This window comes from Frankia sp. RB5 (genome assembly GCF_059816245.1).
In genome coordinates, this window is record NZ_JCBATA010000072.1 from 15457 (window position 1) to 41490 (window position 26034).

Genomic DNA, 26034 nt, shown 5'->3' on the forward strand with positions numbered 1-26034 from the left:
GTCCGACCCGGGCCCATCCGGCCGACCCGGGTCCAGTGGGCTCAGCGGGCCTCAGGGCCGACTCCGCCTGCTCGGGCGAAGGCGGGCCGGCCACATCAGCTCCGTTCGCGCGGCTTCCGCGCCAGGTCCCCGTCCGGCCGTGCCTCGCAGGGGGAAGCACGGCCGGACCGGGCCCGCCGGTCCGCGCATCGAGCCGACACCCAGGCATCGACTCGATGCGCTGGCCGATGACAGCGGCGATCGTCGCGTCGACATCGACGACAACGAGTGCCGGCACGCGGAGGGGAACCAGCGGAAGAACGTTCGCCGTGAGGTGCTTGTAGTCGCGACTATCTCGTCGATTATCGTCGCCTCGAAGCCTTTGGCGGCGAACAGCGAGTGGGCTGCGTCCGTCAGTTCGGCGCGGATAGCTCACTGCATCCGAACAAACGGGCAGGGGTTTCGCCCGCCACGAAATCGGATGGCGTGGTCGTCTCCGGTACGGACGACGACCACGCCGCGGCTTTGTCACCCGAGCTTTTGTCACCCGGGCTTGGCGGCGGTTCCTGTGAGGTAGGAGCGGGTGATGAAGCGGTCGCCGAACCCGCTGCTTCCTGTCACGAACAAGTATTTTCCAGCGACCGCCTGGCTGGCACAGGCAGCGGCCTTGTTCGGGTCACACTGATCGTCGTGGCTGGTGCGGGCTTGTGCCTGGTGGCGGCGTCGCCAGTAGGACCAGCGCAGGACGTGGTCGAGGGTCGCGGCAGGCAGGTTGATGATCGCGATGAACAGTCGTCGGGTTTCGTTGACGGTGATCGGAAGCATGGTCGGGTCGTTGGACTGGTCGTGTCTGCTGCCGGCGGCGGTGATCGTCAGGAAGGCGTGAGCGAGCATCGCGAGGATGGTCCAGCGGTGCCAGGACGTCCAGGTTCGGACCTGGTGCTGGTCGAGCGCGGTGAGTTCTTTGCTGGTCTGGATGGTTTCCTCGACGGTCCAGCGGCGACCGGCGACGCGCACGAGGGCCGCCAGCGGCACGGGCCGTGGATGGTGGGCGCGGTAGAAGGCGTACTCGCCGGTGGTCTGGTTGCGGCGGACCAGCAGCCAGTGGCGGCCGGGAAGATCGGAATCGATGGTGTCGATCAGCGCCCAGTCGTAGAACCGGTGTCCTTTGGAGCCCGCACCCGCGGAGACGACCTGCCAGGAGTTCTCGGGGAGGCGGACAGCGAGCTCGACGGCGGTGCGGGTTCCGATTCCGGTGACGACCGGATGGTTCTTCGCCACGGCCAGGACGTAGCCGACCCCACGGTGCGCGAGGCCGGCGCGTAGCTTCGGGTCGTTGCCGTAGACCTCGTCACCGGCGACCCAGCCGGCCTGCACACCGGCGTCGAACGCGGCGGTGAGCATGCGGCGGGCCAACGCCGGTTTCGTCGCGAACCCGGTTCCCTCGGGCACGCCGGCCACGGCGCAGCGCGCCGGGTCACCGGTCCAGCTGGCCGGCAGGTAGAGCGCACGGTCGATGAACGCGTGCCCGCGGTCGCTGGCATAGGCCGGGTAGACCGCGACCTGGGAGTTTTCGATCCTGCCCGCCGTGCCGGTGTACTGGCGCTGCACCCCGACGGTCCGGGTACCCTTCTTCAGGTCGCCGGTCTCGTCCACGACCAGCACCGCCCCGGCTGTCCCGAGGCGGTCGACCACATAGCCCCGTAGGTTGTCGCGGACCGCGTCGGCGTCCCACACCGCCCGGGAAAGAAGCCGCTGCATCCCGTGCGGGTTCGTGTCCCCGGCATGCTCCGCCAACGTCCAGCAGTTCGCCCGGGAAAGCCCGGCCATCAGCCCGAGCAGGAACGACCGAACCCGCCGCCGGGTCGCCGCCCGCGCGAACCGCGGGCCCACCAGCCCCAGCAACCCCTCGAACTCACCCTGGAAACGATCACTGTCTATGCTGGGGCTCGCAGCCGCCGGCAGATCCTGACGTGTCCTCACAAACCGACGAGCGGGATCAGATGGGTGACGTCCTGCCGGCTTCCGCGGGTCGGGCTGGCCAACCCAGGTCCAGGCACCGCGCGATCGGGACGCCGGCGCGGTAGGCAAGGTGCTGGTAGGTCGGGGCGTCCAGCACCGTGAGATGTCCCGCGGCCCCGACGGTGAGCCGCCCGACATCGTCACGGCGCAGCGCCGCGGCTCCACCCGCCGTTGCCGCCCACAGCGCCTCGGCCGGCGTCAGGCCCATCTCGCGCACGGCCAGGGCGAGGACGAATGGCATCGAGCTCGTGTAGCAGGTGCCGGGGTTGCAGTCCGTCGCCAACGCAAGGCGTACTCCGGCGTCGAGCAGGGCCCGCCCGTCCGGGTAGGGCGACCGGGTGGCGAACTCGACGCCGGGCAGCAGCGTCGCGACGGTGGCGCTCCCGGCGAGGGCGTTGACGTCAGCGCGGGACAGGTAGGTGCAGTGGTCGACGCTCGCCGCCGCGAATTCGACCGCGAGCCGCACCCCGGGCCCGGTCGCGAGCTGGTTGCCGTGGACACGGAGGCCGAGTCCCGCGGCCACGCCGGCTTCGAGTACCTCCCGGGCCTGGTCTCCGTCGAAGGCGTGTGAGCTGGCCGGCTCGCAGAAGACGTCGATCCACCTTGCGTGTGGGGCGCAGGCGGCGAGCATCGGCCCGGTGACCAGTGCGACGTAGGCGTCGACGTCCACGCCCGGAGGCACGATGTGCGCCCCGAGGAAGGTTGTCTCGTCGGTCACCTCCCCGGCCAGGCGCAGCAGCCGAGCCTCATCCTCGACGGTCAGTCCGTAACCGCTCTTGATCTCGACCGTCCCCGTGCCCTGAGCGTGCATCTCGTCGACCCGGGTAGCGAGCAGCGCACGCAGTTCTTTGTCTGTTGCGACGCGGGTGGCCTGGACCGTCCGCTGGATGCCGCCACCGTCGTAGGGCGTGCCTGCCATTCGCGCTGTGAATTCGTCAGCGCGGTCGCCGGCGAACACGAGATGGGAGTGCGAGTCGACGAACGACGGGATGACAGCCCGGCCCCGGACGTCCATTCGGCGGTCGGCGGCCGGAGCCGAGGCGGACGGTCCCACCCACGCTATGCGATCATCGTCGATGACGACAGCGGCGTCGGTCAGCACTCCGAGCGCGGTCTCGTCGCCGCGGGACGGGTCGTTGGTGACGAGCTCCGCGATGCCGTCGACCTGCACGCTTGTCACAGATCCTCCCACAACGAACCGATGGCGGCGGTGAGCGACGCCCCGACGTCGCCCAGCCGGTGCCGTCCGCCGGTCACCAGGGGCGACCCGTCGGCGTAGACAGTGTCGATGTCGGCCGCGGTGGCGACCAACAGGATCTCGTCGGGTGCGGCGCCGGCGGTGCGGACGGTGTCGGAACGTACACAGACGAGGTCGGCGCGCAGGCCCGGCGCGATCGCCCCCGCGTCGGGCCAGCCGAGCGAGGCGTGCGCGGTGGCGGCGGCGAGCAGCTCGCGCGGGTGGAAGCGTCCGCGCCGTCGGGACGCCAGCCGCTCGCCGGATTCGAGTGCGCGCGCCTCGGCGATGAGGTCGACGACCACGTTCTGGTCGCTGCCGAGTGAGAGCACGGCTCCAGCGTCGGCGAGGGCGCGGGCCGGCCCGATGCCGTCAGCGAGGTCCTGCTCGGTGGTGGGGCACAGGCAGGCGGTGACCCGCGCGGCGCCCAGGGTCGCGACGTCGGCGGGGTCGAGATGCGTGGCGTGGACGACGGTGGTGCGCGGGGTGAGCGCGCCGGCGCCGTCGAGCAGCGCGGTGGGCGTGCGCCCGTAGTAGGAGAGGGCCGCCTCGTTCTCGGCGGGTTGCTCGGACAGGTGCACGTGCAGCGGACGCTCCCCGGCGGCCGCGACGACCAGTGGTAGATCGTCCCGCGGGACGGCGCGCACGGAGTGCACGGCGGCGCCCACGATGAACCCGGGCGAGTTCGCCATGTCCTCGACGCGCGCAGCCCACGCGTCGACGCTGGAGTCGGCGAAGCGTCGCTGGACGCCGTCGAGCGGCTGGTGACCGCGGCCGTGGAGCCCGCCAGCGAGGTAGCAGGTGTCGAGCAGGGTCAGGCGGATGCCGGTATCCGCCGCCGCCCGCTGGAGTGCGCGCCCCATCGCGTTCGGGTCGGCGTACCGCCGGCCCCCCGCCGCGTGGTGCAGGTAGTGGAACTCGCCGACCGTGGTGATCCCCGCGAGCGCCATCTCGGCGTAGACCGCGCGGGCGAGCGCGAGGTAGGTGTCCGGGTCGAGGCGCGACGCGAGTGCGTACATCGCCCGCCGCCACGTCCAGAACGTGCCGCCGCCGGCGTGGGTGCGTCCCCGCAGCGCGCGATGAAACGCGTGGCTGTGCGCGTTCGCGAACCCGGGCAGCACGACGCCCGGCAGGATCTCCGCGCCCGCGGGTAGGTCACTGTCCGGGGTCACGGCGGTGAAGCGGCCGTCGGCCATCTCGATCACCACGTCGCGCGCGGTGCCGCCGGGTAGCAGGGCGTGCCGCGCGAACAGAACGGTCATGCCGCCAGGCCCGAGACGGCGGTCAGGTCCGAGACGACGGCGGTGAGCGCGTCGACACCGGCCAGGCAGTCGTCGTGCTCGGCGAACTCGGCAGGGGAGTGCGAGACGCCGGTGGGGTTACGGACGAACAGCATCGCCGTCGGTACGCCCGCCTCGGCGAGGATCCCAGCGTCGTGGCCGGCGCCGCTGGCGAGGCGGGGCGCGTCGTCCAGCACCGCCGCGAGTCGGTCACCGAGTGCGGTGTCGAACGCTGTCGCCGCCGTCCAGGACTCCGCGCGCACGGCGACACCGTCGGACAGCTCGGCCACCAGCGCGTGGACGGCGTCGGCGTCCGCACCACGGGCGTCCAACCAGCCGAGAACGCGCGACGCGATCGCGTTCACGCCGTTCGGCTCGACGACGACTTTGCCGCAGGTGGCGACGACGCCGTGCCGCTCGGCGAGGGCGCGGGCGCGCAGCACCGCGCGGGCGTAGTCGAGCATCGGGTCGCGCCGGTCGGCGAGGCGCGTGGTTCCGGCGTGGTTGGCCTGCCCGGCGAACTCCATCCGCCAGCGGCCGTGCGGCCAGATCCCGGTGCCCACCGCGACGGGGCGGCCGTCCTCGACCAGCCGGCGGCCCTGCTCGACGTGTAGTTCGACGAAGCAGCCGACGCGGCCCAGCGTCTCCTGGTCGCGGCCGACGTGCGCGGTGTCCTGGCCGGCACGCGCCATCGCCTCGGCCATGCTCGTCCCGTCACCGTCGCGCAGCAGCAGTGCGCGCGCCGCGGGCAGCGCGCCGGTGAGCATTCGTGACCCGGCGCATGCCACGCCGAACCGGGTGCCCTCCTCGTCGCCGAAGTTCACGACGCCGATCGGCACGGATGGAGTGACGCCCTTCGCCCGCAGCGCGTCGACGGCGAGCAGCGCGCTCACCACCCCGAGCGGGCCGTCGAACGCGCCGCCGTCGGGCACCGAGTCCAGATGCGAGCCGATCGCGACGCCCGGCCGGCCGGCGGCGATGGCGGCGTCGGGGTCGCCCCACCACGCCCACTGGTTGCCCGCGCGGTCGACGGTGAGGTCCAGGCCGCGCGCCGCGGCCTCGCCGGCGAACCACTCGCGCAGCGTGAAGTCCGTCGCGGTCCACGCGTAGCGGCGGTAGCCGCCTGTTTCGGGGGCGCGGCCCACCTGTTCGAGGTCGCCCCACAGCCGGTCGAAAGTCATCGGTCAGGCCTGCGCCATCGGGATACCGACGCCGGCCTCGGGGTAGGCGCGCAGCGGTGCGTCATCGAGCGCGTCACCGGAGTCGATGTGGCGGATGACGCCCATCCCAGGGTCGTTCGTCAACACCCGCTCGATCTTGCGGGCGGCGAGGTCGGTGCCGTCGGCGACGGTTACCTGGCCCGCGTGGAGCGAACGGCCGATGCCCACACCCCCGCCGTGGTGCAGCGACACCCACGTGGCGCCCGACGCGGTGTTGACGAGCGCGTTGAGCAGCGGCCAGTCAGCGATCGCGTCCGATCCGTCGGCCATGCCCTCGGTCTCGCGGTACGGCGACGCGACCGAGCCGCAGTCGAGGTGGTCCCGGCCGATGACCACCGGGGCGCGCAGCTCGCCGGAGGCAACCATCTCGTTGAACCGCAGACCGGCCTGGTCGCGCTCGCCGTAGCCGAGCCAGCAGATGCGCGCGGGCAGTCCCTGGAACGCCACCCTGGCCCGGGCCGCGTCGATCCACGTGTGCAGCCGCTCGTTGTCCGGGAAGAGTTCGAGGACCGCACGGTCGGTGGCGTGGATGTCCTGCGGATCACCGGACAGCGCCGCCCACCGGAACGGTCCTCTGCCTGCGGCGAACAGCGGCCGGAGGTAGGCCCGGACGAACCCTGGGAACGCGAAGGCTCGCTCGAAGCCGCCGCGCCGCGCCTCGTCGCGGATCGAGTTGCCGTAGTCGAACACCTCGGCGCCCCCGTCGAGGAAGCCGACCATCGCCTCCACATGCCTCGCCATCGACGCGCGCGCCCGGTCGGTGAACTCGTCGGGCTTCCTGCTCGCGTAGTCGTTCCAGTCGTCGAGGTCGACTCCCTCGGGCAGGTAGGAGAGAGGGTCGTGAGCGGACGTCTGGTCGGTGACGACATCGACCTCGACACCCCGTCGCAGGAGTTCCGGCAGCACGGTCGCGCAGTTGCCGACGAGGCCGACGGACAGCGCGACCCGGTCGGCTCTGGCCCGCTCGCAGCGCCTGATCGCGTCATCGAGATCCCGCGCGATCTCGTCCAGGTAGCGGTGCTCGACGCGCCGCTGGAGCCGGGTCGGGTCGACGTCCACGACGAGGCAGGTACCGTCGTTGAGGGTGACGGCCAGCGGCTGAGCGCCTCCCATGCCGCCGCAGCCGCCCGTGACGGTGAGGGTGCCGGCGAGCGAGCCGCCGAACCGCTTCGCCGCGACCGCCGCGAAGGTCTCGTACGTGCCCTGCAGAATGCCCTGCGTCCCGATGTAGATCCACGAGCCGGCGGTCATCTGGCCATACATCATCAGCCCGAGCCGCTCGAGTCGGCGGAACTCCGGCCAGGTGGCCCAGTCGCCGACGAGGTTGGAGTTGGCGATCAGCACCCGCGGCGCCCACTCGTGCGTCCGCATGACGCCGACGGGCTTGCCCGACTGCACCAGCAGCGTCTCGTCGGCTCGCAGGTCGGTGAGGGTGCGCACGATCGCGTCGAAGCTCGCCCAGTTGCGGGCGGCGCGGCCGGTGCCGCCGTAGACGACGAGGTCGTCTGGGCTTTCGGCCACCTCGGGGTCGAGGTTGTTCATGAGCATCCGCATCGGGGCCTCTGTCTGCCACGAACGGGCGGTGAGCGTGGTGCCGCGGGGTGCGCGCACGGGGCGGGCACCTTCCATGTCGTCCTCCTCGGGCCAAGGCCGGTGCCACCGGCTGCGACGGCGGGAACAGTGGGTCAGTGCAGTGGGCCGCCGGCGGCCTCGGCGGCCGCGACGAAGCGGCCGGACCGGACGAGATCGACCGTCGCGGCGATGTCTGGTGCGAGGAAACGGTCGGGCCCGGGCCCGGGGACGGCCTCGCGGAGGACGGCGCGCACGGCGGCGGTGGCGGGCGCGGGCTCGAGCGGGGCGCGCAGGTCCAACGCGCGGGTCGCGACGAGGATCTCGACGGCGAGCACCTGGGCCAGCCCGTCGACCGCCCGGCGCAGCTTGCGGGCTGCGGACCAGCCCATCGACACGTGGTCCTCCTGCATCGCGCTGGAGGGGATGGAGTCGACCGATGCCGGCACCGCCAGCCGCTTGAGCTCCGAGACGATCGCCGCCTGCGCGTACTGGGCGATCATGTAGCCGGAGTCGACGCCGGGGTCGTCGGCCAGGAAGCTCGGCAGACCGTGGTTCCGCGCCGGGTCGAGGGACCGGTCGGTACGCCGCTCGGCGATCGATGCCACGTCGGCCACGGCGATGGCGAGGAAGTCGAGCACGTAGGCGACCGGCGCGCCGTGGAAGTTGCCGTTGCTCTCGACCCGGCCGTCCACGGTGACGACCGGGTTGTCGATGGCGCTCGCGAGCTCACGATCACGGACGGTCCGGGCGTGGGTGAGGGTGTCCCGCGCGGCACCATGCACCTGGGGTGAGCAGCGCAGCGAGTACGCGTCCTGCACCCGCGTGCACTCGGGACCGCGGTGGCTGGCCATGATCGCGGAGTCGGCGAGCAATGCTCGCAGATTCGCCGCGCTGTCGGCCTGCCCCGGGTGCGGGCGCAACGCCTGCAGGTCCGCCGCGAAGACGGCGTCGGTGGCGAGCTGTGCCTCCACGCTCAGGGCGGCGCTGATGTCCGCGGTGCGCAGAAGCAGGGCGAGGTCGTACGTCTCAAGCGTCAGCATGCCAAGCATGCCGTCGGTGCCGTTGGTGAGTGCGAGGCCCTCCTTCTCCCGGAGTTCCACCGGCGTGATGCCCGCAGCGGCCAGGGCTTGGGCGGCGGGCAGGACATCGTCGCCGACGCGGACGGTGCCCTCGCCCATGACCGTGAGCGCGCAGTGGGCGAGCGGCGCGAGGTCACCCGAGCAGCCGAGCGAACCGTAGTCGTGGACGACGGGCGTGACGCCCGCGTTGAGCATCGCCGCATAGGCCGCGGCCGTCTCCAGGCGCACTCCGGTTCGCCCGGTGGCCAGGGTGGACAGGCGCAGCAGCATCAGCGCCCGGACCACCTCGCGCTCGACTTCGGGGCCGCAGCCCGCAGCGTGCGAGCGGATGAGGCTGCGCTGCAGCTTCGCCCGGTCGGCCGGCGCGATCTGCCGCGTGGCCAGTGCCCCGAACCCGGTGGAGATGCCGTAGTGCGGCCGCGGGTCGTCCGCGAGCGCCTCGATGACCTCCCGGCTGTCGGTGATGGCCTTACAGGCCCCGGCCGACAGGCGCACGCGGGCGTCGTGCCGCGCGACGGCGACGACCTGCTCCTCGGTCAGCGCCTCGACGCCGACGGCGATTTCGTCCATGGCCCCATGATTCTGGGTACTACGGCCGCTGCGGTAGTCGCGACACTCGCAGAACTGTCTGGGATACGAGATGTTTGGCCGTCCCGGATGGACGCCCAGACCAGCATCTGTCTGAGGTCTCAGACATTCCGTTTGGTGACGCGGACGACCCGTCCCCGCAACGTGAATGAAAAATTTCTGTGTGAGTGTCTGTTGCATTCAGAGATTCAAGATCTATGAATTGATGGATTCATGCAGCGGAAGCGCCGCGGCCCGGATCGGACCCCGCCGGTCCCGGCCGTCGCCCGCTCCCACGACCGACGGAGATCAGATGATCCGACCCACTGTCAAGGCGGCGGTCGCCACCGTCGCCGCGGTGGCCGCCATGGCGCTGGCCACCTCCGCGTGTTCGAGCTCGGGCGGCGGCACGCCGTCAGCCGGCGGCACGCCGGCCTCGACGGGCGCGAGCAGCGCGTCGAGTGCGCTACACGACATGCTTCCGGAGAACATCAAGAAGTCCGGCGTCGTGCACCTCGCCACGGACGCGGAGTATCCGCCGTGCGAGACGCTCGAGAACGGGAAGATGGTCGGCTACGAGCCCGACCTCTGGAACGCGATGGCGACCAAACTCGGCGTCCGCGTCGACGCCACCTCGATCGCGTTCGACAGCCTGATCCCGGGCGTCCAGAGCGGTCGTTACGACATGGCGATGGAGTGCATCTCCGACAACACCGAGCGCGAGAAGCAGGTGACCTTCGTCGACAACGCCTACGCGACCGGCGCGGTCTACACGCTCGCGACGAACACATCGATCACCACCGATCCGCTGACGCTGTGCGGGCTCAAGACCGCGACGCAGCAGGGCCTCGACCTCGCCGAGCAGATCACCTCGACGATCAACCCGCACTGCGCGAGCAGCGGCAAGCCGCCGGTGGAGATCCAGCAGTTCCCGTCGGCGAATGCCGCGCTGCTCGCGCTGTACTCCGGCCGCGTGGACTTCGTGCTCAACGACTACGCCGCCGCCGAAGCGTTGCAGAAGGCCGCGCCGAAGCCGCTGCGCTACGTCACCGACCCATTGCTGCAGAAGTACTACAACGGAATGGTCTTCAACAAGAAGGCCACCGAGCTGCAGCAGGCGTTCCTCGGGGCCCTCAAGACGATCATCGCCGACGGCTCCTACGACAAGATCATGAGCAGGTGGGACCTGCCGGCACTGGAGCTGACGAAACCGGGCATCAACCTGGCCGCCAGTGACCCGATACCCGCGCCGAAGCCCTGACCGGCCGACCACCATGTCCATGAGCCGCGAGCACGAGCGGCCCGGATCCGGGCCCGCGCCGGACACCCGGCATGGGTCCGACCTGGAGGCCGCGAAGATCGCCGCGCTGCCGGTCCGTCACCCCCGGCGCGTCCGGGGGCCGGTCGGCGCCGCGATTGTCCTGCTGGGGGTCGCCGTCGTCGTCGACGTGCTGGTGGAGAACAAGAATGTCGGCTGGGGCGAGATCGGGCACTATCTGTTCGACGGCGCCATCCTCGATGGACTCGTCCTTACGAGCTGGCTGACCGCGGTCGCCATGGCGGTCGGCATCGTGCTGGGCATCGTCCTCGCCCTGATGCGGCTGTCGTCGAACCCGTTCCTCTCGTGGGCGGCCCGCGGCTACATCTGGTTCTTCCGGGGCACACCAGTCCTCGTCCAACTTGTCTTCTGGTACAACCTCGCAGCGCTGTTCCCGAGGCTGTCAGTTGGTGTGCCGTTCGGCGGCCCGGCGTTCGTCTCGGGATCGGCCACCGCCATCATCACGCCGTACGCCGCCGCGCTGCTCGGCCTCGGCCTCAACGAGGCGGCGTACATGGCGGAGATCGTGCGCGGCGGGCTGAAGTCCGTCGATGAGGGTCAGGTCGAGGCGGCGCGCGCGCTCGCCATGACGTTCCCGCAGGTCACCCGCAAGATCGTGCTTCCGCAGGCGATGCGGGTCATCGTGCCGCCGACCGGCAACCAGGTCATCGGCATGCTCAAGCTGACGTCGTTGGTGAGTGTGATCGCGCTGTCCGATCTGCTGTACTCCGCGCAGACGATCTACGGGCACAATTTCGAGACGATCCCGCTGCTCATCGTCGTGAGCATCTGGTATCTCGCGCTCACCACGGTGCTCTCGTTCGGCCAGATGTTCATTGAACGCCGCTTCTCCCGGGGCGCGCCGACCCGGGCGAAGCGCCGCGCGCCGATCCCGGACGAAGCGGTGATCGCGTGAGCGGGAGGAGCGAGCAAACGGAGGCCACCGCCGATGGGGGAGGGCAGGGGCCCCGGGAACGAGGCGGAACACCGGGCAGCCGCCTGATGGTGGACGCCCGTGGTGTGCGGAAGTACTTCGGCTCCCATGAGGTGCTGCGCGGCGTCGACTTCGCGGTCGCCGACGGCGGTGTCGCCTGCCTCATCGGCCCGTCGGGGTCGGGTAAGTCGACGCTGCTGCGCTGCATCAACCATCTCGAGCCGATCGACGCCGGCGCCATCGTCGTCAACGGCGCGCTGATCGGGCATGCGGTGCGGGGCAGCCACATCGTCGAGCTGCCCGAGCGGCAGATCGCCCGCAACCGCATTGGTCTCGGGATGGTGTTCCAGCGATTCAATCTGTTCGCGCACCTGACCGCCGCCGACAACGTGATGTGCGCGCCGATGACGGTGCGCAGGATGTCCCGTGCCGATGCGCGGCGGCAGGCGCTCGAGCTGCTCGACCGGGTCGGGCTGGCCGCACGCGCCGACCACTACCCGGCGCAGCTGTCCGGCGGCCAGCAGCAGCGCGTCGCCATCGCCCGGGCGCTCGCGATGGACCCAAACCTGATCCTTTTCGACGAGCCGACCAGCGCGCTCGACCCCGAGCTCGTCGGGGAGGTGCTCGCCGTCATGCGCGACCTCGCCCGCTCCGGGATGACGATGGTGATCGTCACGCACGAGATCGCGTTTGCCCGCGAGATCGCGACCTCGGTGTCGTTCATGGACGACGGCCTCATCGTCGAGCAGGGCTCGGCCGCCGACGTCCTCGACAACCCGTGCAACCCCCGCACCCGCGCCTTCCTGAAGGCCGTGCTCTGAGCCGAGCGCGGTTCACACGGCCTGGCCACGTGAAAGGAAAACCCGTGTCCAACACAGTCGATGACATGATCGCCGTGCTCGAAGCCGAGCGGGAGGCCATCTGGCTCACCATCCCGGACGAGGTGGCGGCGCTCGGCCGCGGCGAGGTGCCCCGCGGCACCGGCGCGCGCGGCCAGTACCTGTCCACCCTGATGTTCGCCGAGGGCGAGGCGCGTACTCTCTCCGACGAGATGCTCTGGGGCGTCATCCAGGTCTGCGAGATCGAGACATCCGACCTCGCCACACTGCAGTCGATCATCAAGCAGATCATCGGCTACAAGGCCGACTTCTTCGACTTCGTCGGACTCCCGCACGCGGCATCCCTCATCCACGCCTACGTCGCGGCCGCCTGCGCCGCGGAGTCCCTCCAGGACCTGCACCGCCTCACCTCCGCCGCGATCTCCTACGCCAACCGGCTGCACATGACTGTCGACGCCGTCTATCCGTGGGCGCTCGGAAACGCCTTCCCCCGCAAGGACCGCGCGGTCGTCTGAGCCGTTCACCGCGAATCCGAAAGGTCGTCACCGCATGGAACTGAGGTTCACCGTCAACGGAGTGGACGCCTGCCGCATCGAGGTCTGGGAGGACAAGGTCCCGAATCTCGCTGCCACGCTGCGTGAGAAGCTACCGATGAAGAGCACCCTGCAGCACGGTAAGTTGATCGGCGACATGGTCTTCTTCACGCTCCCGGTTGTCGCTGCCTGGGAAAACATGTACCGCACCGAGGAGGTGGGGCGGATGCGCCGCGAGGAGACGGGCGAGGCCACCGGGGCCGTCTGCTTCTACAGCCCGCGCCAGCAGTTCTGCATCGTCTACGGCGACGACACCGCCGACGAGCCGCTGCGGATCTCCTACATAGGTGAGGTCGTCAAGGGGAGTCTCGAGATGCGCCTCGTGGGCCTGGAGACATGGCTCCGGCAGGGCGCGATCGTCGAGCTGGCCGTTGCCTAGGTCGGCATCGCCCGACGGAGCCGCGCGGGCGGCGAAGGGCCGGGATACGACCCGGCCCTTCGCCGCACCGGTGCCGCGGGCCGGCGGCACCGTCGACGACCTGTTCGTCGAGGGCATCAGGTCGGGCGTGCTCACGCCCGCCCAGCGGCGCATCGCCCGCTACATCAGCGACCACGGTTCCGAGGTGGCGTTCCTGTCCAGCGTCGAACTCGCCGCGCGCGTCGGCGTGAGCCAGCCGTCGGTCACCCGGTTCGCCACAGCCGTCGGATACTCCGGCTACGCGGCGATGATCGAGGCGATCCGCGAGGTGGTGCTCGCCCCACGTCCCCGGGCGGCCGACAAGGGCAAGGACCTGAACCGCATGCAGGTCGCCGTCGAGCACAGCATCGAAAGCCTGACGTTCCTGCGCGACCAGCTCGTCGACCTGTCCGTCCTGCACCAGGCGGCGGCCGCACTCGCCGCGTCCCGGCCGATGCCGGTGTGCGGGTTTCGCGGGTCGGTGCCGATCGCCTCCTGGTTCTCCTTCTTCGCCTCGAAGATCCACCCGTCTGTCATGGCGTTGTGGGGCAGCGACAGCCATCTGGTCGAAAAGATCGCGCAGGCACGGTTGGCCGGCGGGACGGCGATGCTCGCCATCGTCATGCCGCGTTACCCGGCGCAGGCGCTGCTGGCGGTGCGGGCCGCGAAGAAGGAGGGGCTGATGGTCGTGCTGCTCGTCGACTCGGCGCTGAGCCCGCTCGCACCCTACGGCGACATCGTCCTTCCCGCCCCGGTCAACCCGGACTTCGTCTTCGACTCGCAGGTCGCACCGTTGCAGATGGCCGCCGCGCTGCTCGAACTGATCGCTGACCACGACAGGGAGGGGACCCAGATGCGCCTCGACCGCCTCGAGGAGCTGGCCGCCGAGTACGAGTTCTTCCTCCCCCCGGAGTAGGCCCTCAGGCGCCGCCCAGCCGCCGGCTCAGCTCCGCGGTCGTGCGGGCCACCTGTTCGGCAAGCCGGGCCCGGCCGCGGTCGTCGATCTCCTCGCTCGGGAACGTCAGGGCCACCGCCGCGACAGGGTGACCGGTGCGGTCACACGCGGCCGTCGCCACCGACGCGAACTCCGTCGTCACCTCGCCGTCCTCCAGGGCGTAGCCGCGCTGGCGGGTGATGACGAGTAGCTGGCGTAGCGCCGAGAGCGACCGCGGGCCGAGCTCGTTGCGCAGGACGAACGCCGACGCGTTCGGGTACAGCGCGCGGACCTGCGCGTTCGGTAGGCGCGCCAGAATCGCCCGGCCACTCGCGGTGATGTGCGCGGGCAGCCGGACACCGACGTCGGTGATCAGCGGTGGGCGGCCGGCCGCTCGCTCCTCGATGACGTACACGACGTCGCTACCATGCATGATCGCCAGATGCGCGTTCTGGCCGGTGCGGTCGACGAGCGCGGCGAGAGGTGCGCGGGCTACTCGCTGCAACGACGCCTGCCGGCTGTACCCCGACGCCAGCTCGTACACCGCCACTCCGAGCGCGTACCGCCGCTCCTCCGGCACGTGGACCACAAAGCCGGCGCGCATCAGCGTGTCGAGCAGATGGTACGTGGTTGAGCGCGGCAGCCGCAGGTCACGGCTGATCGCGGCGGCCGGCATCGGGCTGGCCTGGCCGCCGAGGTAACGGAGGACGGATAGGGCTTGCTCGGCGGCCGGGACGACACCCACGTGCCCACTCTACGGCTGGCTCCCCCGGACACTGGATGGCCAAGAAACACCAGATCACCACGACTGATGACTTCCACAGCGTCAGGCCCCTTGCGGTTGACCGTTCCTGTTCACGCCTGGGAATTGCACTCAGGAGCGTGTCTTACGTGGGGTGGGGGAGTTTCTTCCAGCAGGTCATCGCGGCGGCGAGGCTGAGGAATCCGAGGAAGTCACGGCCGTTGTGTTCGTAACGGATGGTCAGCCGGCGATGGTCGTTGAGCCACGGTGACATGGGGACGCACCTCGGGCAGGTCGAACACCTGCCGGCGTTCCACCCTGGCCACCGGCCGGCCCACCAGCGACGCCCCGCATCCCTCACACGGCCCCGGCGACCCTCGCCGTCGTCGCCGTCTCGGGACCCGGCCGTCGTGGTCGACGACGCCATGGCCCGGACGCAACAAGGATTCGGCGCACTCCGACCACGACCGGCAGCAGCGGAGCCACCAGCGGCAAGAGGAGACGGCCGTACGACGACCCGAGCCGGGCGCGCGATGATGCGCGGGAAGGCCAACCACCCTTCCCCCCTTTGGCCCTGCCTGCTGTCCGATGACCGGCGGATGGGGACCGCGGAGGGTGGCTGGCGTTCCGGTGCGGTCACGTGCATCGTCCGCATTCACGTGGTGCAGCCTCCAGGCTAACGCGGTGACGTCTGCGACGCTCCACATTCACCCACTGCGCCAGGAGGTCAACAGCGCACGGAACGTAGAGCTTCATGGCATCCCGGGTGCCAGATCGACGTGGTAGATCACAACCGCGGCCACGACGCCCGGGTCAGGCCGGTCTGGTACGCGAGGACGACGAGTTGAGCGCGGTCACGGGCGCCGAGTTTGGTCATGGCGTGGTTGACGTGGGTCTTGACGGTGAGTGGGCTGAGCGTCAGCTGATCGGCGATCTCCATGTTGGACATGCCGTCGGCGACGACGGTGGTCACCTCGCGTTCCCGGTCGGTGAGAGTGGTGGGCGGCGACGACACCGGGACCGGCTGGCTGTCCTACAGCATGAGGAATCTGGCGATGAGTCTGCGGGTGGCCGAAGGCGACAGCAGCGCATCGCCGCGGGCGACCGTGCGGATCGCGTCGATCGGAGCGTCCGGGCGCGCGCCCTTGCCCAGGAAGCCACTGGCCCCTGACCGCAACGCCTCGAAGATGTACTCGTCGACCTCAGTTCCCGGGCGATCCGCAACCGTTCCTCCGCTACGCGGCGGTTCGCCTCATTCTCCCTGGCCTGATCGGCACGTCTGGCTCGCTCCTCGGCCTCGACGACGTAGGCATGGTGGCTGCGCGTGGCGGTGCTGGTGCTCACCGCCAGGGTGGCATAGGACCCGGGCGCCACCGCACGCGTGCATCACGGGCCGCACGACGACATCGACATCCCTTGCCCCGGCCCGGGGTCCGTGATCTGGCGGGATCCGCTGGTCAGGGTTGTGCCATCCCCGCCCGAGCGGGGCTCGGGAAGGAGTTCGGTGAGCAATGACCGCCGGTTCGATGACGACTACATCGCGGCGCCGTTGACGTATGCGGCGGCGATCGCGGCGCGGACGTCGCGGGTGCGGATCGGGACCGCGATCGTGATCGCGCCGTTGCATCATCCGGCGGAGATCGCCGAGCAGGCGGCGATGGTCGACCTCGTCTCGAACGGGCGGCTCGACCTCGGGATCGGCGCGGGCTACCGGGTGCCGGAGTACGAGCTGTTCGGCGCCTCGCTGCAGCGTCGCTACGCACAGACCGACGAGCGGGCTCGGGAGATCCGCCGTTTGTGGGCGCCGGGCGGTGTCACGCCGCGGCCGGTGCAGGATCCGCCGCCGATCTGGATGGGCTATCAGGGCCCGCAGGGCGCGCGCCGCGCCGGGCTTCTCGGCGAGTCGCTGCTCAGCGCGGACGCGGCGTTGTGGGAGCCCTACCGGGCCGGGCTGGCCGAGGCGGGCCACGACGTGGCGGCCGCGCGGATGGCCGGGGGGATCCAGGCGTGGGTCAGTGAGGACCCCGAGGCTGTCGCCGCGCGGATCTTCGACTTTGTCGGGGACGCCCCCGTGGAAACGGTGTTCCTGTGGGCCTCGGTCGGTGGCCAGCCGGAAGAGACCGTCGCCCGCCACATCCAGACCGTGTGCACCCGACTCGCCCCGATCCTCGCCGCGGGCCGCCCGGCGAAGGAAGGGCGGTAAGGAAGGGCGGTGACGATGCTCCTGGAGGTTCCCACCCTGCGGCAGGCCGCCGACATCGTCGCGATCCAGCAGCGCTCGGCAGGCCGACGCACTCGATGCTGATGGGTTGGACGGGGGCGGATGTGCGGTGGTCCCGGGTCGCTCAGCGACCGCCGCCCGCGGCGGTCCGGGCGGCGTACTCGAAGGCGATGTTGCTGCCGCCGCGGCCCTGGACCACTGCCACCGTCATCTCGCCGACGCCCGCGACGTGGATGCGCACCTCGTCGCCCGGGCGGATCGGACCGACGCCCGACGGGGTGCCGGTGGCGATGACGTCCCCCGGCTCCAGGGTCGTCACCGAGGTGGCGAGCTCGATCATGCCGCGGACGTCGACGAGCAGGTCGCGGGTGTTGGCCCGCTGGCGGACCTCGCCGTTGACGAGGAGCCACAGATCGAGGTCGTCGGGGTCGGGGATCTCGTCGCGGGTGACGATCCACGGGCCCAGCGGGGTGAACGTGTCGTAGGACTTGCGCATCACCCGCTCCTCGGTGCCGCGCACGGTGACGTCGATGAGGCAGCTGTAGCCGAGGATGTGGTCGAGGGCGTCCTCGCGGGACACGTGCCGGCCGCGCCGGCCGATGACGATCGCCAGCTCGCACTCGTGGTGTACCTCGCGGTCGGCGAGCTCGGGCAGCACGATCGGGTCGCGCGGGCCGGACAGCGAGGAGGTCGCCTTGAGGAAGAAGCCGTTCTTGTCCGCGCGGTTCGGCGAGTTCATCTCCTCGCGGTGGGCCTGGTAGTTCGCCGGGTAGGCGAGCAGCTGGTGTGGCCAGCCGACCGGCGACTCCAGCCGCACCGACGCGAGCGCCACCCGCGCGCCGGTGGCCAGCCGCCGCTCCAGCTCGGGCCGCAGCTGGTCGAACCGCGCGTACAGCGCGATCTCGGTGACGGGCGGCCAGCTACCGAGCGGGACCGGCGAGAGGTCGGTGACCTCGACGATCTCCTCGCCGTCGACCAGGCCGATCCGGCCGCCGTCGTACCGTGCGATCCTCACGCTCCCACTCCTTCCGTCGCCGCTGCCGTCGCCGACGCTGCTGCCGTCGCCGACGCGGGCGACGCGAGCGGCCGCGGCGCCGCGCCGCGCACGATGTCGATGATCCGGGCCGCCTCGGCCGGGTCCGGCGCGCTCGCCGACCGGTAGGCGGTGTGGCCGTCCGGGCGGACCAGGGTCAGCCCGCTGCCGTAGGCCGCGACGACGGCCGGCTCGTCGATCGCGGTGACGGTCACCGGCACGCCGAGGGTCTGCGCCGCGTTCGCGAGCGTGTCGGCGCTGGGGGCGTCCGCGCCGACGCGCAGCAGCGCGAGACCGCGGCCGAACAGGTCGAGGGTGGAGCTGCCGTCCGCGCGCCACACGTGCGGCGCGCGGGCGCCGGGGCGGTTGATCGGGGTGTAGGTCATCCGCTCGTCCGGCGGCGTGGGGGTGCCGTCGGATACGACAACGGCGGAGTCGTCGTACCAGTAGCCCAGGTGCATGCCCATCGTGTGCCACTCGTGTTTCATGATCTCACTGAACGTCGCGCCCAGCGTGGTGCGGGCCGCCGCGCCGGCGGGCGTGTCGTCGAGGAACTCGGGCGGCGGGCGCAGCGTGGTACGGGTGGACAGCATCCGGCCGAGGTTCGTGCTCGCCTCGCTGGCGTTGCGCTGGGCGACCGGGCGCCGCTCGGGCCCGTACGCGTCGAGCAGCCCCGGGCCGCCCCAGCCGCGCAGGTTCGCCTCCAGCGTCCAGGACAGCCCCACCGCGTCGCCGATGCCGGTGTTCATGCCGAACCCGCCGGTCGGCGACATCACGTGCGCGGCGTCGCCGGCGAGGAACACCCGGCCGCGGCCGTAGGAGGCGGCGACGAGCTCGCCGCGCGTCCACGGCACGACGCTCTCGATCTCGAAGTCGAAGTCGACGCCGACCGCGCGGCGGATCGCCTCGTCGATCTCCTCGGGGGAGAACAGTCGCGGGTTGGTGTCCCCGATGATGGACATCCGCCAGCGGTCGTTGCCGTTGATGGCGACGATCGTGGCCCAGGTGCCCTCCTGGCCGATGATGATGTACCGGTACAGCCGGCCCTTGTCGTGCAGCGACACGAAGTCCGGGCAGCGAAAGATGATGTTCGTGGTGTAGGTGAGGGAGCGCTCGCCCTCCATGGGGATGCCCACGAACTCGCGCACGGCACTCGTCGCCCCGTCGGCGCCGACAAGGTAGCGCGCCCGCACCGTCTCGGTCTGCCCGGACTCGATGTCGCGCAGCGTGACCTCGACGCGATCGACGTCCTCGGTGACCGCGACGAACTCCGTCCGGTAGCGCACGGTGGCCTCGTCACGGGTGGCGACGAAGCGCTGCAGGATCGGGTCGAACATGTCCTGCGGGCAGCGCTCCCGCTTCTGCGGGCTCTGCGGCGGCGGGGACGACGTCCCCATCGCCGCGACCCTCTCCCGGCCCAGCTCGTAGCCGGTGACGGCGGTGACGTAGACGTTGTCCTGCGGGTAGTCGCGCGGGTAGGGGCTCTGCTCGACCCGCTCGACGATGCCCCAGCGCCGGCAGAACTCCATCGTGCGCACGCCGACGAGGTCCATCTTCGGCTGGTGAATGGTGCCGTCGCCGCGGTCGACGAGCAGGCTTGTCACCCCCCGCCAGCCCAGGTCCCCGGCGAGGGCCAGGCCGACCGGACCGGCCCCGATGATCACGACGTCACAGGCGGGTTGCACGGATCTCCCCCCATTGTCAGAATGGTTCAACCATACTGACACGGTTGGTCCGCGGAGAGCCAGATCCGCGGGGATCCAGGTCGGAGGGCAGACCGATGACGACGCACGCGCCAGCCGGCTACTTCGAGGCGCTCGGCACGCGGAGCTTCGGTCCGGGCTGGGCCAAGCCCACCCCGTCGCTGTACCCCGAACCCAGGCGTGACTTCGTGCCCGCCCAGTGGCGCTTCCGCGAGGCCCGGGCCTTCCTGCACGACGCCGGTGGGTTCGTCTCGGTGGAGTTCGCCGAGCGCCGCAACCTCATCTGCGTCAACCCGCACGAAGGCAACGACTACGCCTCCACCACGAACCTGGTGGCCGCGTTCCAGATGGTGCTGCCGCACGAGTCGCCGCGCGCGCACCGCCACACGCCGAACGCGCTGCGCGTCGCTCTCGAGGTGCCCGAGGGCACCTACACGGTCGTCGACGGGGTCCGCGTCGACATGGAGGCCGGCGACGTCCTGCTGACCCCGAACTGGATGTGGCACGGGCACGGTAACGACAGCGAGGCCGAGGCCTACTGGATCGACATCCTCGACGTGCCGCTCGTGCAGCACCTCGGCCCGATGTTCTTCGAGACGCACCCGGACCTCGTGCAGCGCGTCGACGGCGCCGAGCCGGACTCGCCGATGCGGCTGCGCACGGCGCGCCTGGCGGCGCGGGCGCGCGAGGGCGGGGGGCGTCTCACCGCGCTGCCGCACGGCGGGGCGCTGCGCTCGATCGGGCTGGAGGTACTGACCCTGCCGGCGGGCAGCCGGACCGAACCGCTGCGCACGACCGCGAACAACCTGTACGTCACCCTGGGCGGGCAGGCCCGGATCGCGGCCGGGCAGGTGAGCGAGACCACCCGCGAGTACGACTACGCCTGCGAGTACGACTACGCCTGCGAGTACGGCGACGTCGTCGCGCTGCCGGGCTGGTGGGAGCACACCATTGCCGCGGAGACGGACGTGACGGTGCTGCGCGCCACCGACGCCCCCCTGCTCGACCGGCTCGGGCTGCTGCGCACCGCCGGCGGGTAACCTGATCCCACCAGTCCCCGGGAGTGCGCGTGGTGTCCCCTGCCGCCGGCAAGCCGGCGATCGCCTTCGCCCCGGCGCGGGCGACCCGGTCGTTCGACGAGGTCGTCGGCCAGATCCGGGGCAAGATCCTGGGCGGCGAGCTGCGCCCGGGTGACCGGCTGCCCGCCGAGCGGGCGATGGCCGAGCAGTTCGGCGTCAGCCGGAACATGGTCCGCGAGGCGCTGCGGATGCTGGAGATCACCGGCATGATCGAGCTGCGCCGCGGCCAGCTCGGCGGCGCGTTCGTCTCGGTCGGCCGCTCCGAGCCCGTCACCCGCAGCCTCACCGACATGATCAGCATAGGCGGGTTCACCCTCGCCGACCTCACCGAGGCGCGGGTCTGGCTGAGCAGCACCGTCGTGCGGGTCGCCGCCGAGCGTGCCGGCCCGGACGACCTCGACGGCCTGCGCGCCAACGTCCGTGAGGCGGGGCAGCGGGCCGCCGCCTGCGACTGGGCGGCGGTGGCCAGGATCAACATCGAGTTCCACAACGTCCTGGCTCAGGCCACGGGGAACAAGGTTCTGGAGATGCTGCAGCGTTCCCTGATGGCGGTCATGGCCGACGTGTCAACCGTCGCCGGGCCCATCCGCAGCGACATGACGATCACCTCGCGCGAGCGGTTCCTCGCGCTGTTCACCGCCGGGCGCATCGACGACGCGGTGGCGGAGATGGAGGCGAACCTGCGCCGGGTGCACGCCTACTTCCTCGCCCACAGCGCCGGCACCCGCTACGCCCCCGCGCCCCCCGCCGCGCCCTCGTCGGGCACGACGTAGGTGTAGCCCTCGGCGATGTGCTCGCCCATCGCGAGGTAGGCGCCGGGCCCGTCACCGGCGCGGATGCGGTCGAGCACCCGCTCGTGCGCGGCGATGCCGGCCAGCCGGTTCTCCATCGTGTACTTGGACGGCAGGTTGTGCGCCCAGTCCTCCTCCTGCCCCGACCACAGCAGCTCCAGCGTGCCGACGAGGGCCTGCAGGGTCCGGTTCCCGCAGCGTTCGGCGAGCGTCTCGTGGAAGCGGCGGTTGAGCGCGATGGCGGTGTGCTCGTCCGCGGTGGCGGCGCGGGTCTGCTCGATCAGCTCGGTGAGCTCGCCCACCGTCGCCTCGTCGGACTGCTCGGCGCACAGCTGCGCGCAGACCGGTTCGATCGCCCGCAGCGCCCCGGCGAGGTCCGTGAGGTCCACCTGCTGGCTGCGCAGCACCATGCCGAGCCGGGAGGCGGCCCCGGACAGGCTCGGCGCGTGCACGACGGACCCGCCGGTGTTGCCGCGCAGCACCGTGACGAGCCCCTCGGACTCGAGGATGCGCAGCGCCTCCCGGGTGGCCGGCAGCCCGACGCCGAACCGCCGGCGCAGGTGCTCCAGGGTCGGCAGGGCGCTGCCGTCGGGCAGCTCCCCGCGCACGATCGAGTGCCGCAGGTGGTTCGCGACGAGCTCGGCGTTCGAGCGGTGCCGGATCAGCGGCGCCCGCGCATCGGTGGTGACGTCGCCCTCCACGTCCCGTTCTCCCACTGTCCGTCGCGTCGACCGGTCATCGCCGGCGCAGCCGCACTGTATAGGACGCGATCGCGCACGCGGCGTCGCCGTCGCCGGCCACCGTGACCGCCACGATGGCCCGCCCGCCGCCGCGCTCGACGATCCTCGAGGTCACGCCCACCGCGCCCCGCAGCCGCACCGGCGCCAGGTAGTCGAGGGTGACCGAGAGCACCCGCGAACCGGCGAGGTCCGGCGCCGGCCGCCCGCGCAGCCACTCCAGCCCGATGTCGGTGTACACCGCGACGGCGCCGCCGTGCATGAACCCGTAGGAGTTGCCGACGTCGCCGTGCGCCGGCACGCGCAGCCGGACCACGTCCGCGTCGGCGTGCTCCAGCGTCGTGGCGTCGCCCAGCAGGTCCTCGACCGCCGGCGTGTGCCCCGTCGGCACCCGGGACGGGGCGTCGACGCGCCCGCCGGCCTGGCGCGGGTCGAGCACGAGGATCCGCGCGGACAGATGCCCCGCCACCGTTCCCGCCTGGGCGTCCCCACCGTCTCCCGGGCCCGCGCTACCCGCCTCGGCGCCACCCGCGCCGCCGGAGACAGGGGGCGCGCCGTTCGCGCCGGTGCGCTCCGCGCCGTTCCCGTCCGCAGTGGCGTCCGGCAGGGATGCGACGACGCCGACGGTGAGCGCGCGAGGGCCGTGCGCCACCGAGGCGTGCGCGGTGGCGCGCAGCCGCGGTCCGGCCTCGCCGAGCGGGTCGAGGCGCAGCGACTCGGTCATGACCCGGTACCCGCCGGCGCGGTCGAGCAGGGCCGCGGCGCCGGCGGCGACGTCGGCGACGATCACCTGGGGTGCGGGTAGCCCACGCTCGGACAGGCCGGCAAGCCACGGTGAGGGCCGCAGCAGGAAGGTGGCCACCGGCGCGCCGGTCGACGGGTCGGGGCCCGCCGACGGCTCGGGATTGGCGTCCACCAGGGTGGTGAAGGGGATCGGGGTACCACTCAGCCCGATCCGGGGTGCGAACGTCCCCGCGCGCACGCTCATCGCGCGACCCCCCCGGTGGCGGACTCGCGGGCCGGGCTGTCCGCCCCGGCCGCCGTGCCCTGATCGGCCGTCGCGGCCTGATCGCCCGCCGTGGCGGTGGCGTCCGCCGTGGCGGCGCGCAGCGCCTCGGCGCGTTCGACGATCGCGCCCGAGCGCCACAGCTCCGCCGCGCGCGCGTCGGTGATCCCCCACTCGGCGAGGACGGCGCCGGTGTGGTCGCCGGCCCGCGCCGGCGGGCGGGTGGGCGGCGGGACGTCGACGGAGAAGCGGGCAAGGGGGCGGGGCGTCGGCACGCCGCCGTGGTCGGTGAACAGGTCCACGGCTCGATTGTGCTCGTCGGCGACGGCCTCGCCGGGGGAGAGCACCGGGGACACACAGGCGTCGACCCGCGCGCCGGCCGCCGTCCACGCGTCGCGGGGGGCGGTGCGGAACCGCTCGGCGAACACCGCGCGCAGCCGCGGCCACGAGGCCCGGTCCCACTGGGTGTCGGCGAGCGCCGGGTCGAGCCCGAGGATGCCCAGCAGGGCGGCGTAGAACTTGCGCTCCACCGCGCCGACGGCGACGTGGCGGCCGTCGGCGGTCTCGTAGGTGTTGTAGAACGGCGCCCCGCCGTCGACGAGGTTCGCGCCCCGCTCGTCGACGACGTTGCCCTGCGCCCGCTCGTGGTACAGGCGGGTCAAGGTCAGGCTCACCGCCTCCAGCATGCTGACGTCGACGACCTGCCCGGTGCCGGTGTGCTCGGCGCGCCGGGCGGCGGCGGGGGCGGAGCGTCCGGCGGGCCGAGCGTCCCCAGCAGGCCGGACACGGCCAGGTAGTTGATGTCGTGCCCGGCGAGGCCCGCGTAGGGGCCGCTGCGGCCCCAGCCGGTCGCCCGGCCGTAGACCAGCCGCGGGTTGCGGGCCAGGCACTGCGACGGGCCGAGCCCCATCGCCTCGGCGATGCCTGGACGGTAGCCCTCCAGGAACACATCCGCCGCCGCCACCAGGTCGAGCACCGCCCCGGGGCCGTCGGGGTGGCGCAGGTCGACGGCGACCGAGCGCTTGCCACGCTGCTCCTGGAACGGCCGGACCTGGCCCGGGCGGTCGTCGCCCGCGCCGGTGACGTCGCCGGATCGGTCGACCCGCACGACGTCGGCGCCGAGCCCGGCGAGGACCATCGAGGCGAAGGGCACCGGCCCGAGTGAGGCGAGCTCGACGACCCGCAGGTCGCCCAGCGGCCCGCCGCGGTCCGGCCTGTCGCGGTCGGCCGCGCCGCGCCGCGCCGCGCTACTCATCGGCGCCCAGCCAGTCGGCGCGCACGCCGTCGCGGTCCGCGCCGTAGACGGGCGCCGGCCCGCGGGCGTGGACCGACCCGTCGGCGAACGTGTACGGCGGGTTGAAGATGTAGTAGTCGCCACCGGCGTCGGTCTGCGGGCTGAGCACCCCGCGCTCGGCCAGGTACGGGTCGGCCATGACCTCCTTCGGCGTCCGGAACGGCGCAGCCGCGACCCCGTGGGCCAGCAGCGTCTGGAGGCACTCGGCGGACGTCCGCGTCGCCGCCCAGGCCCGCAGGATGTCCATCAGCTCGTTCCAGTGCCTCTCGCGCAGCGGCGCGGTGCGGAAGCGCTCGTCGTCGCCGAGTTCGGGGCGGCCCAGCGCCCGGGTCAGGCCCAGGAACATGTCCTGGCTGACCGGCGCCACCGAGACGAACCCGTCGGTGGCCGTCAGCGGGACGTAGACGGAACGCGGCGGCGCCTCGGGGATCTGCGCGACCTGCATCTCGAAGGTCATCATGCCGAGCATCACGTCGAACAGCGCCAGGTCGATGAACTGGCCCTCGCCGGTGCGGTGGCGGGCCAGCAGCGCGGCCTGGATCGCCGTGCAAGCATAGATCGCGGCGAGCGCGTCCGCCAGGAAGATCGCCGTGTTCGCCGGCCTGGTCTGGTCGTCCTGGTAGCCGAGGTTCGCCAGGTCGTAGCCGCAGGAGGCGTGGATGTTCGGGGCGTAGGCGGCCCGGCCCGCGGCGGAGGTGTCCTGGCCGTAGCCGGAGATCGAGCAGTACACCACACCGGGGTTGGCCTGGCGGATCGTCTCGTAGCCGAAGCCGAGCCTGGCCATGACGCCCGGCCGGTTGTTCTCGATGACGACGTCGGCGCGCCGGGCCAGCGCGTGCCCGAGCTCGGCGTCGGCCGGGTCGGACAGGTTCAGCGCGACCGAGCGCTTGCCGGCGTTGAGCTGGGTGAAGAAGCGGCTCGAGTCGCCGTACACCGGCGTGCGACCGCGGTTGTGGTCGCCGCGCGGCGGTCGTTCGATCTTCACCACGTCGGCGCCGAGGTCGGCGAACAGCCGGGTGGCCATCGGCCCGGACATCATGGTCGTGAAGTCCAGGATCCGTAACGTGCCCAGCGGCCCGGGTGTCGTCGCCGGGTCGGGTGTCGCCGTCATGTCGGGACTCCGCTCCATCAAATACCTCCGCAGGGGACTGTCGCCTTTAGACGACAGGGGAATCCGGTACGAGAACGCACCGGCGGTGGTTATACAGGCCGCGCTGGTATAGTCGGTGGCATGGGCAGGCAGGTGACAGCGGACGCAGGCGGGGTCCACGACCTCGGCTACCACGTCGTCTGGTGCCCGAAATACCGCCGTCCTGTGCTCGCCGGCCCGGTCCGTGACAGGCTCGACGTGCTGCTTCGCGAGAAGTGCGCCGAGCACGACTGGCCAATCGTTGCGTTGGAGATCGAGCCCGACCACGTGCATCTGTTCGTGAAGGCTCATCCGAAGCACTCTCCGTCGT

The 26034-nt window shown here is 71.7% G+C and carries 24 protein-coding genes and 2 pseudogenes; 10 read left to right on the forward strand and 16 right to left on the reverse strand.

Annotated features, from left to right (window positions below):
• Nucleotides 1-51: 51 nt before the first annotated feature.
• The 7 genes and pseudogenes from AC6EXY_RS27900 to hutH form a co-directional block, all read right to left on the reverse strand.
• Nucleotides 52-408: a TetR family transcriptional regulator gene (locus AC6EXY_RS27900; RefSeq protein WP_499842434.1), complete on the reverse strand. Its 357-nt coding sequence runs from the start codon at nucleotides 406-408 to the stop codon at nucleotides 52-54.
• A gap of 435 nt (nucleotides 409-843) precedes the next feature.
• Nucleotides 844-1920 (reverse strand): annotated as a pseudogene (locus AC6EXY_RS27905) (IS701 family transposase); the annotation flags it as partial.
• A gap of 58 nt (nucleotides 1921-1978) precedes the next feature.
• Entirely contained in the window at nucleotides 1979-3181 is a 1203-nt protein-coding gene (hutI, locus tag AC6EXY_RS27910) for an imidazolonepropionase (protein ID WP_101829936.1), read from the reverse strand.
• Nucleotides 3178-4497 (reverse strand): formimidoylglutamate deiminase, encoded by a 1320-nt coding sequence (locus tag AC6EXY_RS27915; protein ID WP_499818685.1) that lies wholly within the window; start codon nucleotides 4495-4497, stop codon nucleotides 3178-3180. Before AC6EXY_RS27915 ends, hutI begins: the two co-directional genes overlap by 4 nt.
• Nucleotides 4494-5696 carry an allantoate amidohydrolase gene (locus AC6EXY_RS27920; protein WP_101829938.1) on the reverse strand — a complete coding sequence of 401 codons (1203 nt, stop codon included), beginning with the start codon at nucleotides 5694-5696 and terminating at the stop codon, nucleotides 4494-4496. The genes AC6EXY_RS27915 and AC6EXY_RS27920 overlap by 4 nt, the downstream gene beginning before the upstream one ends.
• Before the next feature lie 3 nt (nucleotides 5697-5699).
• The gene (gene hutU, locus AC6EXY_RS27925; RefSeq protein ID WP_499818684.1) at nucleotides 5700-7364 is read right to left on the reverse strand and encodes a urocanate hydratase; all 1665 of its coding nucleotides are present in this window, start codon (nucleotides 7362-7364) and stop codon (nucleotides 5700-5702) included.
• Nucleotides 7365-7420: 56 nt separating this feature from the next.
• The gene (gene hutH / locus AC6EXY_RS27930; RefSeq protein ID WP_499818683.1) at nucleotides 7421-8956 is read right to left on the reverse strand and encodes a histidine ammonia-lyase; all 1536 of its coding nucleotides are present in this window, start codon (nucleotides 8954-8956) and stop codon (nucleotides 7421-7423) included.
• Between the two features lie 310 nt (nucleotides 8957-9266).
• Between hutH and AC6EXY_RS27935 the strand changes: the two genes are divergently transcribed.
• From AC6EXY_RS27935 to AC6EXY_RS27960, 6 genes are all read left to right on the forward strand, one after another.
• Entirely contained in the window at nucleotides 9267-10214 is a 948-nt protein-coding gene (locus tag AC6EXY_RS27935; RefSeq protein WP_499818682.1) for an ABC transporter substrate-binding protein, read from the forward strand.
• A 19-nt stretch (nucleotides 10215-10233) separates the two neighbouring features.
• Complete coding sequence (locus AC6EXY_RS27940) at nucleotides 10234-11187, forward strand: amino acid ABC transporter permease (protein WP_207770122.1); 954 nt, start codon at nucleotides 10234-10236, stop codon at nucleotides 11185-11187.
• An 86-nt stretch (nucleotides 11188-11273) separates the two neighbouring features.
• Nucleotides 11274-12026 carry an amino acid ABC transporter ATP-binding protein gene (locus AC6EXY_RS27945; RefSeq protein WP_499818962.1) on the forward strand — a complete coding sequence of 251 codons (753 nt, stop codon included), beginning with the start codon at nucleotides 11274-11276 and terminating at the stop codon, nucleotides 12024-12026.
• 44 nt (nucleotides 12027-12070) lie between these two features.
• The gene (locus tag AC6EXY_RS27950) at nucleotides 12071-12559 is read left to right on the forward strand and encodes a cucumopine synthase-related protein (RefSeq protein WP_207770123.1); all 489 of its coding nucleotides are present in this window, start codon (nucleotides 12071-12073) and stop codon (nucleotides 12557-12559) included.
• A gap of 34 nt (nucleotides 12560-12593) precedes the next feature.
• The gene (locus AC6EXY_RS27955; protein ID WP_101829943.1) at nucleotides 12594-13016 is read left to right on the forward strand and encodes a DUF3830 family protein; all 423 of its coding nucleotides are present in this window, start codon (nucleotides 12594-12596) and stop codon (nucleotides 13014-13016) included.
• Nucleotides 13009-13950 carry a MurR/RpiR family transcriptional regulator gene (locus AC6EXY_RS27960; RefSeq protein ID WP_165818199.1) on the forward strand — a complete coding sequence of 314 codons (942 nt, stop codon included), beginning with the start codon at nucleotides 13009-13011 and terminating at the stop codon, nucleotides 13948-13950. The genes AC6EXY_RS27955 and AC6EXY_RS27960 overlap by 8 nt, the downstream gene beginning before the upstream one ends.
• Before the next feature lie 4 nt (nucleotides 13951-13954).
• On the opposite strand, the gene AC6EXY_RS27965 is transcribed toward AC6EXY_RS27960, so the two are convergent.
• From AC6EXY_RS27965 to AC6EXY_RS27975, 3 genes are all read right to left on the reverse strand, one after another.
• Entirely contained in the window at nucleotides 13955-14713 is a 759-nt protein-coding gene (locus AC6EXY_RS27965; RefSeq protein ID WP_101829945.1) for an IclR family transcriptional regulator, read from the reverse strand.
• A gap of 142 nt (nucleotides 14714-14855) precedes the next feature.
• Complete coding sequence (locus AC6EXY_RS27970) at nucleotides 14856-14984, reverse strand: hypothetical protein (protein WP_279354582.1); 129 nt, start codon at nucleotides 14982-14984, stop codon at nucleotides 14856-14858.
• A gap of 513 nt (nucleotides 14985-15497) precedes the next feature.
• The gene (locus AC6EXY_RS27975; RefSeq protein WP_341477173.1) at nucleotides 15498-15725 is read right to left on the reverse strand and encodes a response regulator transcription factor; all 228 of its coding nucleotides are present in this window, start codon (nucleotides 15723-15725) and stop codon (nucleotides 15498-15500) included.
• Nucleotides 15726-16214: 489 nt separating this feature from the next.
• On the opposite strand from AC6EXY_RS27975, the gene AC6EXY_RS27980 reads away from it, so the two are divergent.
• Nucleotides 16215-16913, forward strand: a complete 699-nt coding sequence (locus tag AC6EXY_RS27980) for an LLM class flavin-dependent oxidoreductase (protein ID WP_243407100.1) — start codon at nucleotides 16215-16217, stop codon at nucleotides 16911-16913.
• Nucleotides 16914-17055: 142 nt separating this feature from the next.
• On the opposite strand, the gene AC6EXY_RS27985 is transcribed toward AC6EXY_RS27980, so the two are convergent.
• Both AC6EXY_RS27985 and AC6EXY_RS27990 read right to left on the reverse strand, forming a co-directional pair.
• Nucleotides 17056-17946, reverse strand: a complete 891-nt coding sequence (locus AC6EXY_RS27985) for a fumarylacetoacetate hydrolase family protein (RefSeq protein ID WP_101829947.1) — start codon at nucleotides 17944-17946, stop codon at nucleotides 17056-17058.
• Nucleotides 17943-19649 carry an FAD-dependent monooxygenase gene (locus tag AC6EXY_RS27990; protein ID WP_207770124.1) on the reverse strand — a complete coding sequence of 569 codons (1707 nt, stop codon included), beginning with the start codon at nucleotides 19647-19649 and terminating at the stop codon, nucleotides 17943-17945. Before AC6EXY_RS27990 ends, AC6EXY_RS27985 begins: the two co-directional genes overlap by 4 nt.
• A 95-nt stretch (nucleotides 19650-19744) precedes the next feature.
• Between AC6EXY_RS27990 and AC6EXY_RS27995 the strand changes: the two genes are divergently transcribed.
• Nucleotides 19745-20707: a cupin domain-containing protein gene (locus tag AC6EXY_RS27995; protein WP_101829948.1), complete on the forward strand. Its 963-nt coding sequence runs from the start codon at nucleotides 19745-19747 to the stop codon at nucleotides 20705-20707.
• A 29-nt stretch (nucleotides 20708-20736) separates the two neighbouring features.
• Nucleotides 20737-21519: a FadR/GntR family transcriptional regulator gene (locus AC6EXY_RS28000; RefSeq protein WP_165818200.1), complete on the forward strand. Its 783-nt coding sequence runs from the start codon at nucleotides 20737-20739 to the stop codon at nucleotides 21517-21519.
• On the opposite strand, the gene AC6EXY_RS28005 is transcribed toward AC6EXY_RS28000, so the two are convergent.
• The 4 genes and pseudogenes from AC6EXY_RS28005 to AC6EXY_RS28020 form a co-directional block, all read right to left on the reverse strand.
• Nucleotides 21474-22238 (reverse strand): FadR/GntR family transcriptional regulator, encoded by a 765-nt coding sequence (locus AC6EXY_RS28005; RefSeq protein WP_133150549.1) that lies wholly within the window; start codon nucleotides 22236-22238, stop codon nucleotides 21474-21476. The two genes, AC6EXY_RS28000 and AC6EXY_RS28005, sit on opposite strands and share 46 nt — an antisense overlap.
• Nucleotides 22239-22272: 34 nt before the next feature.
• Nucleotides 22273-23262, reverse strand: coding sequence for a PaaI family thioesterase (locus AC6EXY_RS28010; RefSeq protein WP_115537913.1), 990 nt, complete (start codon nucleotides 23260-23262; stop codon nucleotides 22273-22275).
• Nucleotides 23259-24535: pseudogene (locus AC6EXY_RS28015) on the reverse strand (CaiB/BaiF CoA transferase family protein). The gene AC6EXY_RS28010 and the pseudogene AC6EXY_RS28015 overlap by 4 nt, the downstream one beginning before the upstream one ends.
• A complete protein-coding gene (locus AC6EXY_RS28020; protein ID WP_499818945.1) occupies nucleotides 24528-25685 on the reverse strand; it encodes a CaiB/BaiF CoA transferase family protein in 1158 nt (385 codons plus the stop codon). Before AC6EXY_RS28020 ends, AC6EXY_RS28015 begins: the two are co-directional and overlap by 8 nt.
• 120 nt (nucleotides 25686-25805) lie before the next feature.
• On the opposite strand from AC6EXY_RS28020, the gene tnpA reads away from it, so the two are divergent.
• A partial coding sequence (tnpA, locus tag AC6EXY_RS28025) for an IS200/IS605 family transposase (protein ID WP_499818946.1) occupies nucleotides 25806-26034 on the forward strand: 229 nt, incomplete at its 3' end.

What these genes read in the sequence shown, in the direction of transcription:
- hutU (WP_499818684.1), bottom strand. Translation starts at nt 7,364, where the DNA reads ATGGAAGGTGCCCGCCCCGTGCGCGCACCCCGCGGCACCACGCTCACC.
- AC6EXY_RS27940 (WP_207770122.1), top strand. Translation starts at nt 10,234, where the DNA reads ATGAGCCGCGAGCACGAGCGGCCCGGATCCGGGCCCGCGCCGGACACC.
- AC6EXY_RS28010 (WP_115537913.1), bottom strand. Translation starts at nt 23,262, where the DNA reads ATGAGCGTGCGCGCGGGGACGTTCGCACCCCGGATCGGGCTGAGTGGT.
- AC6EXY_RS27935 (WP_499818682.1), top strand. Translation starts at nt 9,267, where the DNA reads ATGATCCGACCCACTGTCAAGGCGGCGGTCGCCACCGTCGCCGCGGTG.
- AC6EXY_RS27995 (WP_101829948.1), top strand. Translation starts at nt 19,745, where the DNA reads ATGACGACGCACGCGCCAGCCGGCTACTTCGAGGCGCTCGGCACGCGG.
- AC6EXY_RS27915 (WP_499818685.1), bottom strand. Translation starts at nt 4,497, where the DNA reads ATGACCGTTCTGTTCGCGCGGCACGCCCTGCTACCCGGCGGCACCGCG.
- hutH (WP_499818683.1), bottom strand. Translation starts at nt 8,956, where the DNA reads ATGGACGAAATCGCCGTCGGCGTCGAGGCGCTGACCGAGGAGCAGGTC.
- AC6EXY_RS27945 (WP_499818962.1), top strand. Translation starts at nt 11,274, where the DNA reads ATGGTGGACGCCCGTGGTGTGCGGAAGTACTTCGGCTCCCATGAGGTG.
- AC6EXY_RS27955 (WP_101829943.1), top strand. Translation starts at nt 12,594, where the DNA reads ATGGAACTGAGGTTCACCGTCAACGGAGTGGACGCCTGCCGCATCGAG.
- AC6EXY_RS27970 (WP_279354582.1), bottom strand. Translation starts at nt 14,984, where the DNA reads ATGTCACCGTGGCTCAACGACCATCGCCGGCTGACCATCCGTTACGAA.
- AC6EXY_RS28020 (WP_499818945.1), bottom strand. Translation starts at nt 25,685, where the DNA reads ATGACGGCGACACCCGACCCGGCGACGACACCCGGGCCGCTGGGCACG.
- AC6EXY_RS27920 (WP_101829938.1), bottom strand. Translation starts at nt 5,696, where the DNA reads ATGACTTTCGACCGGCTGTGGGGCGACCTCGAACAGGTGGGCCGCGCC.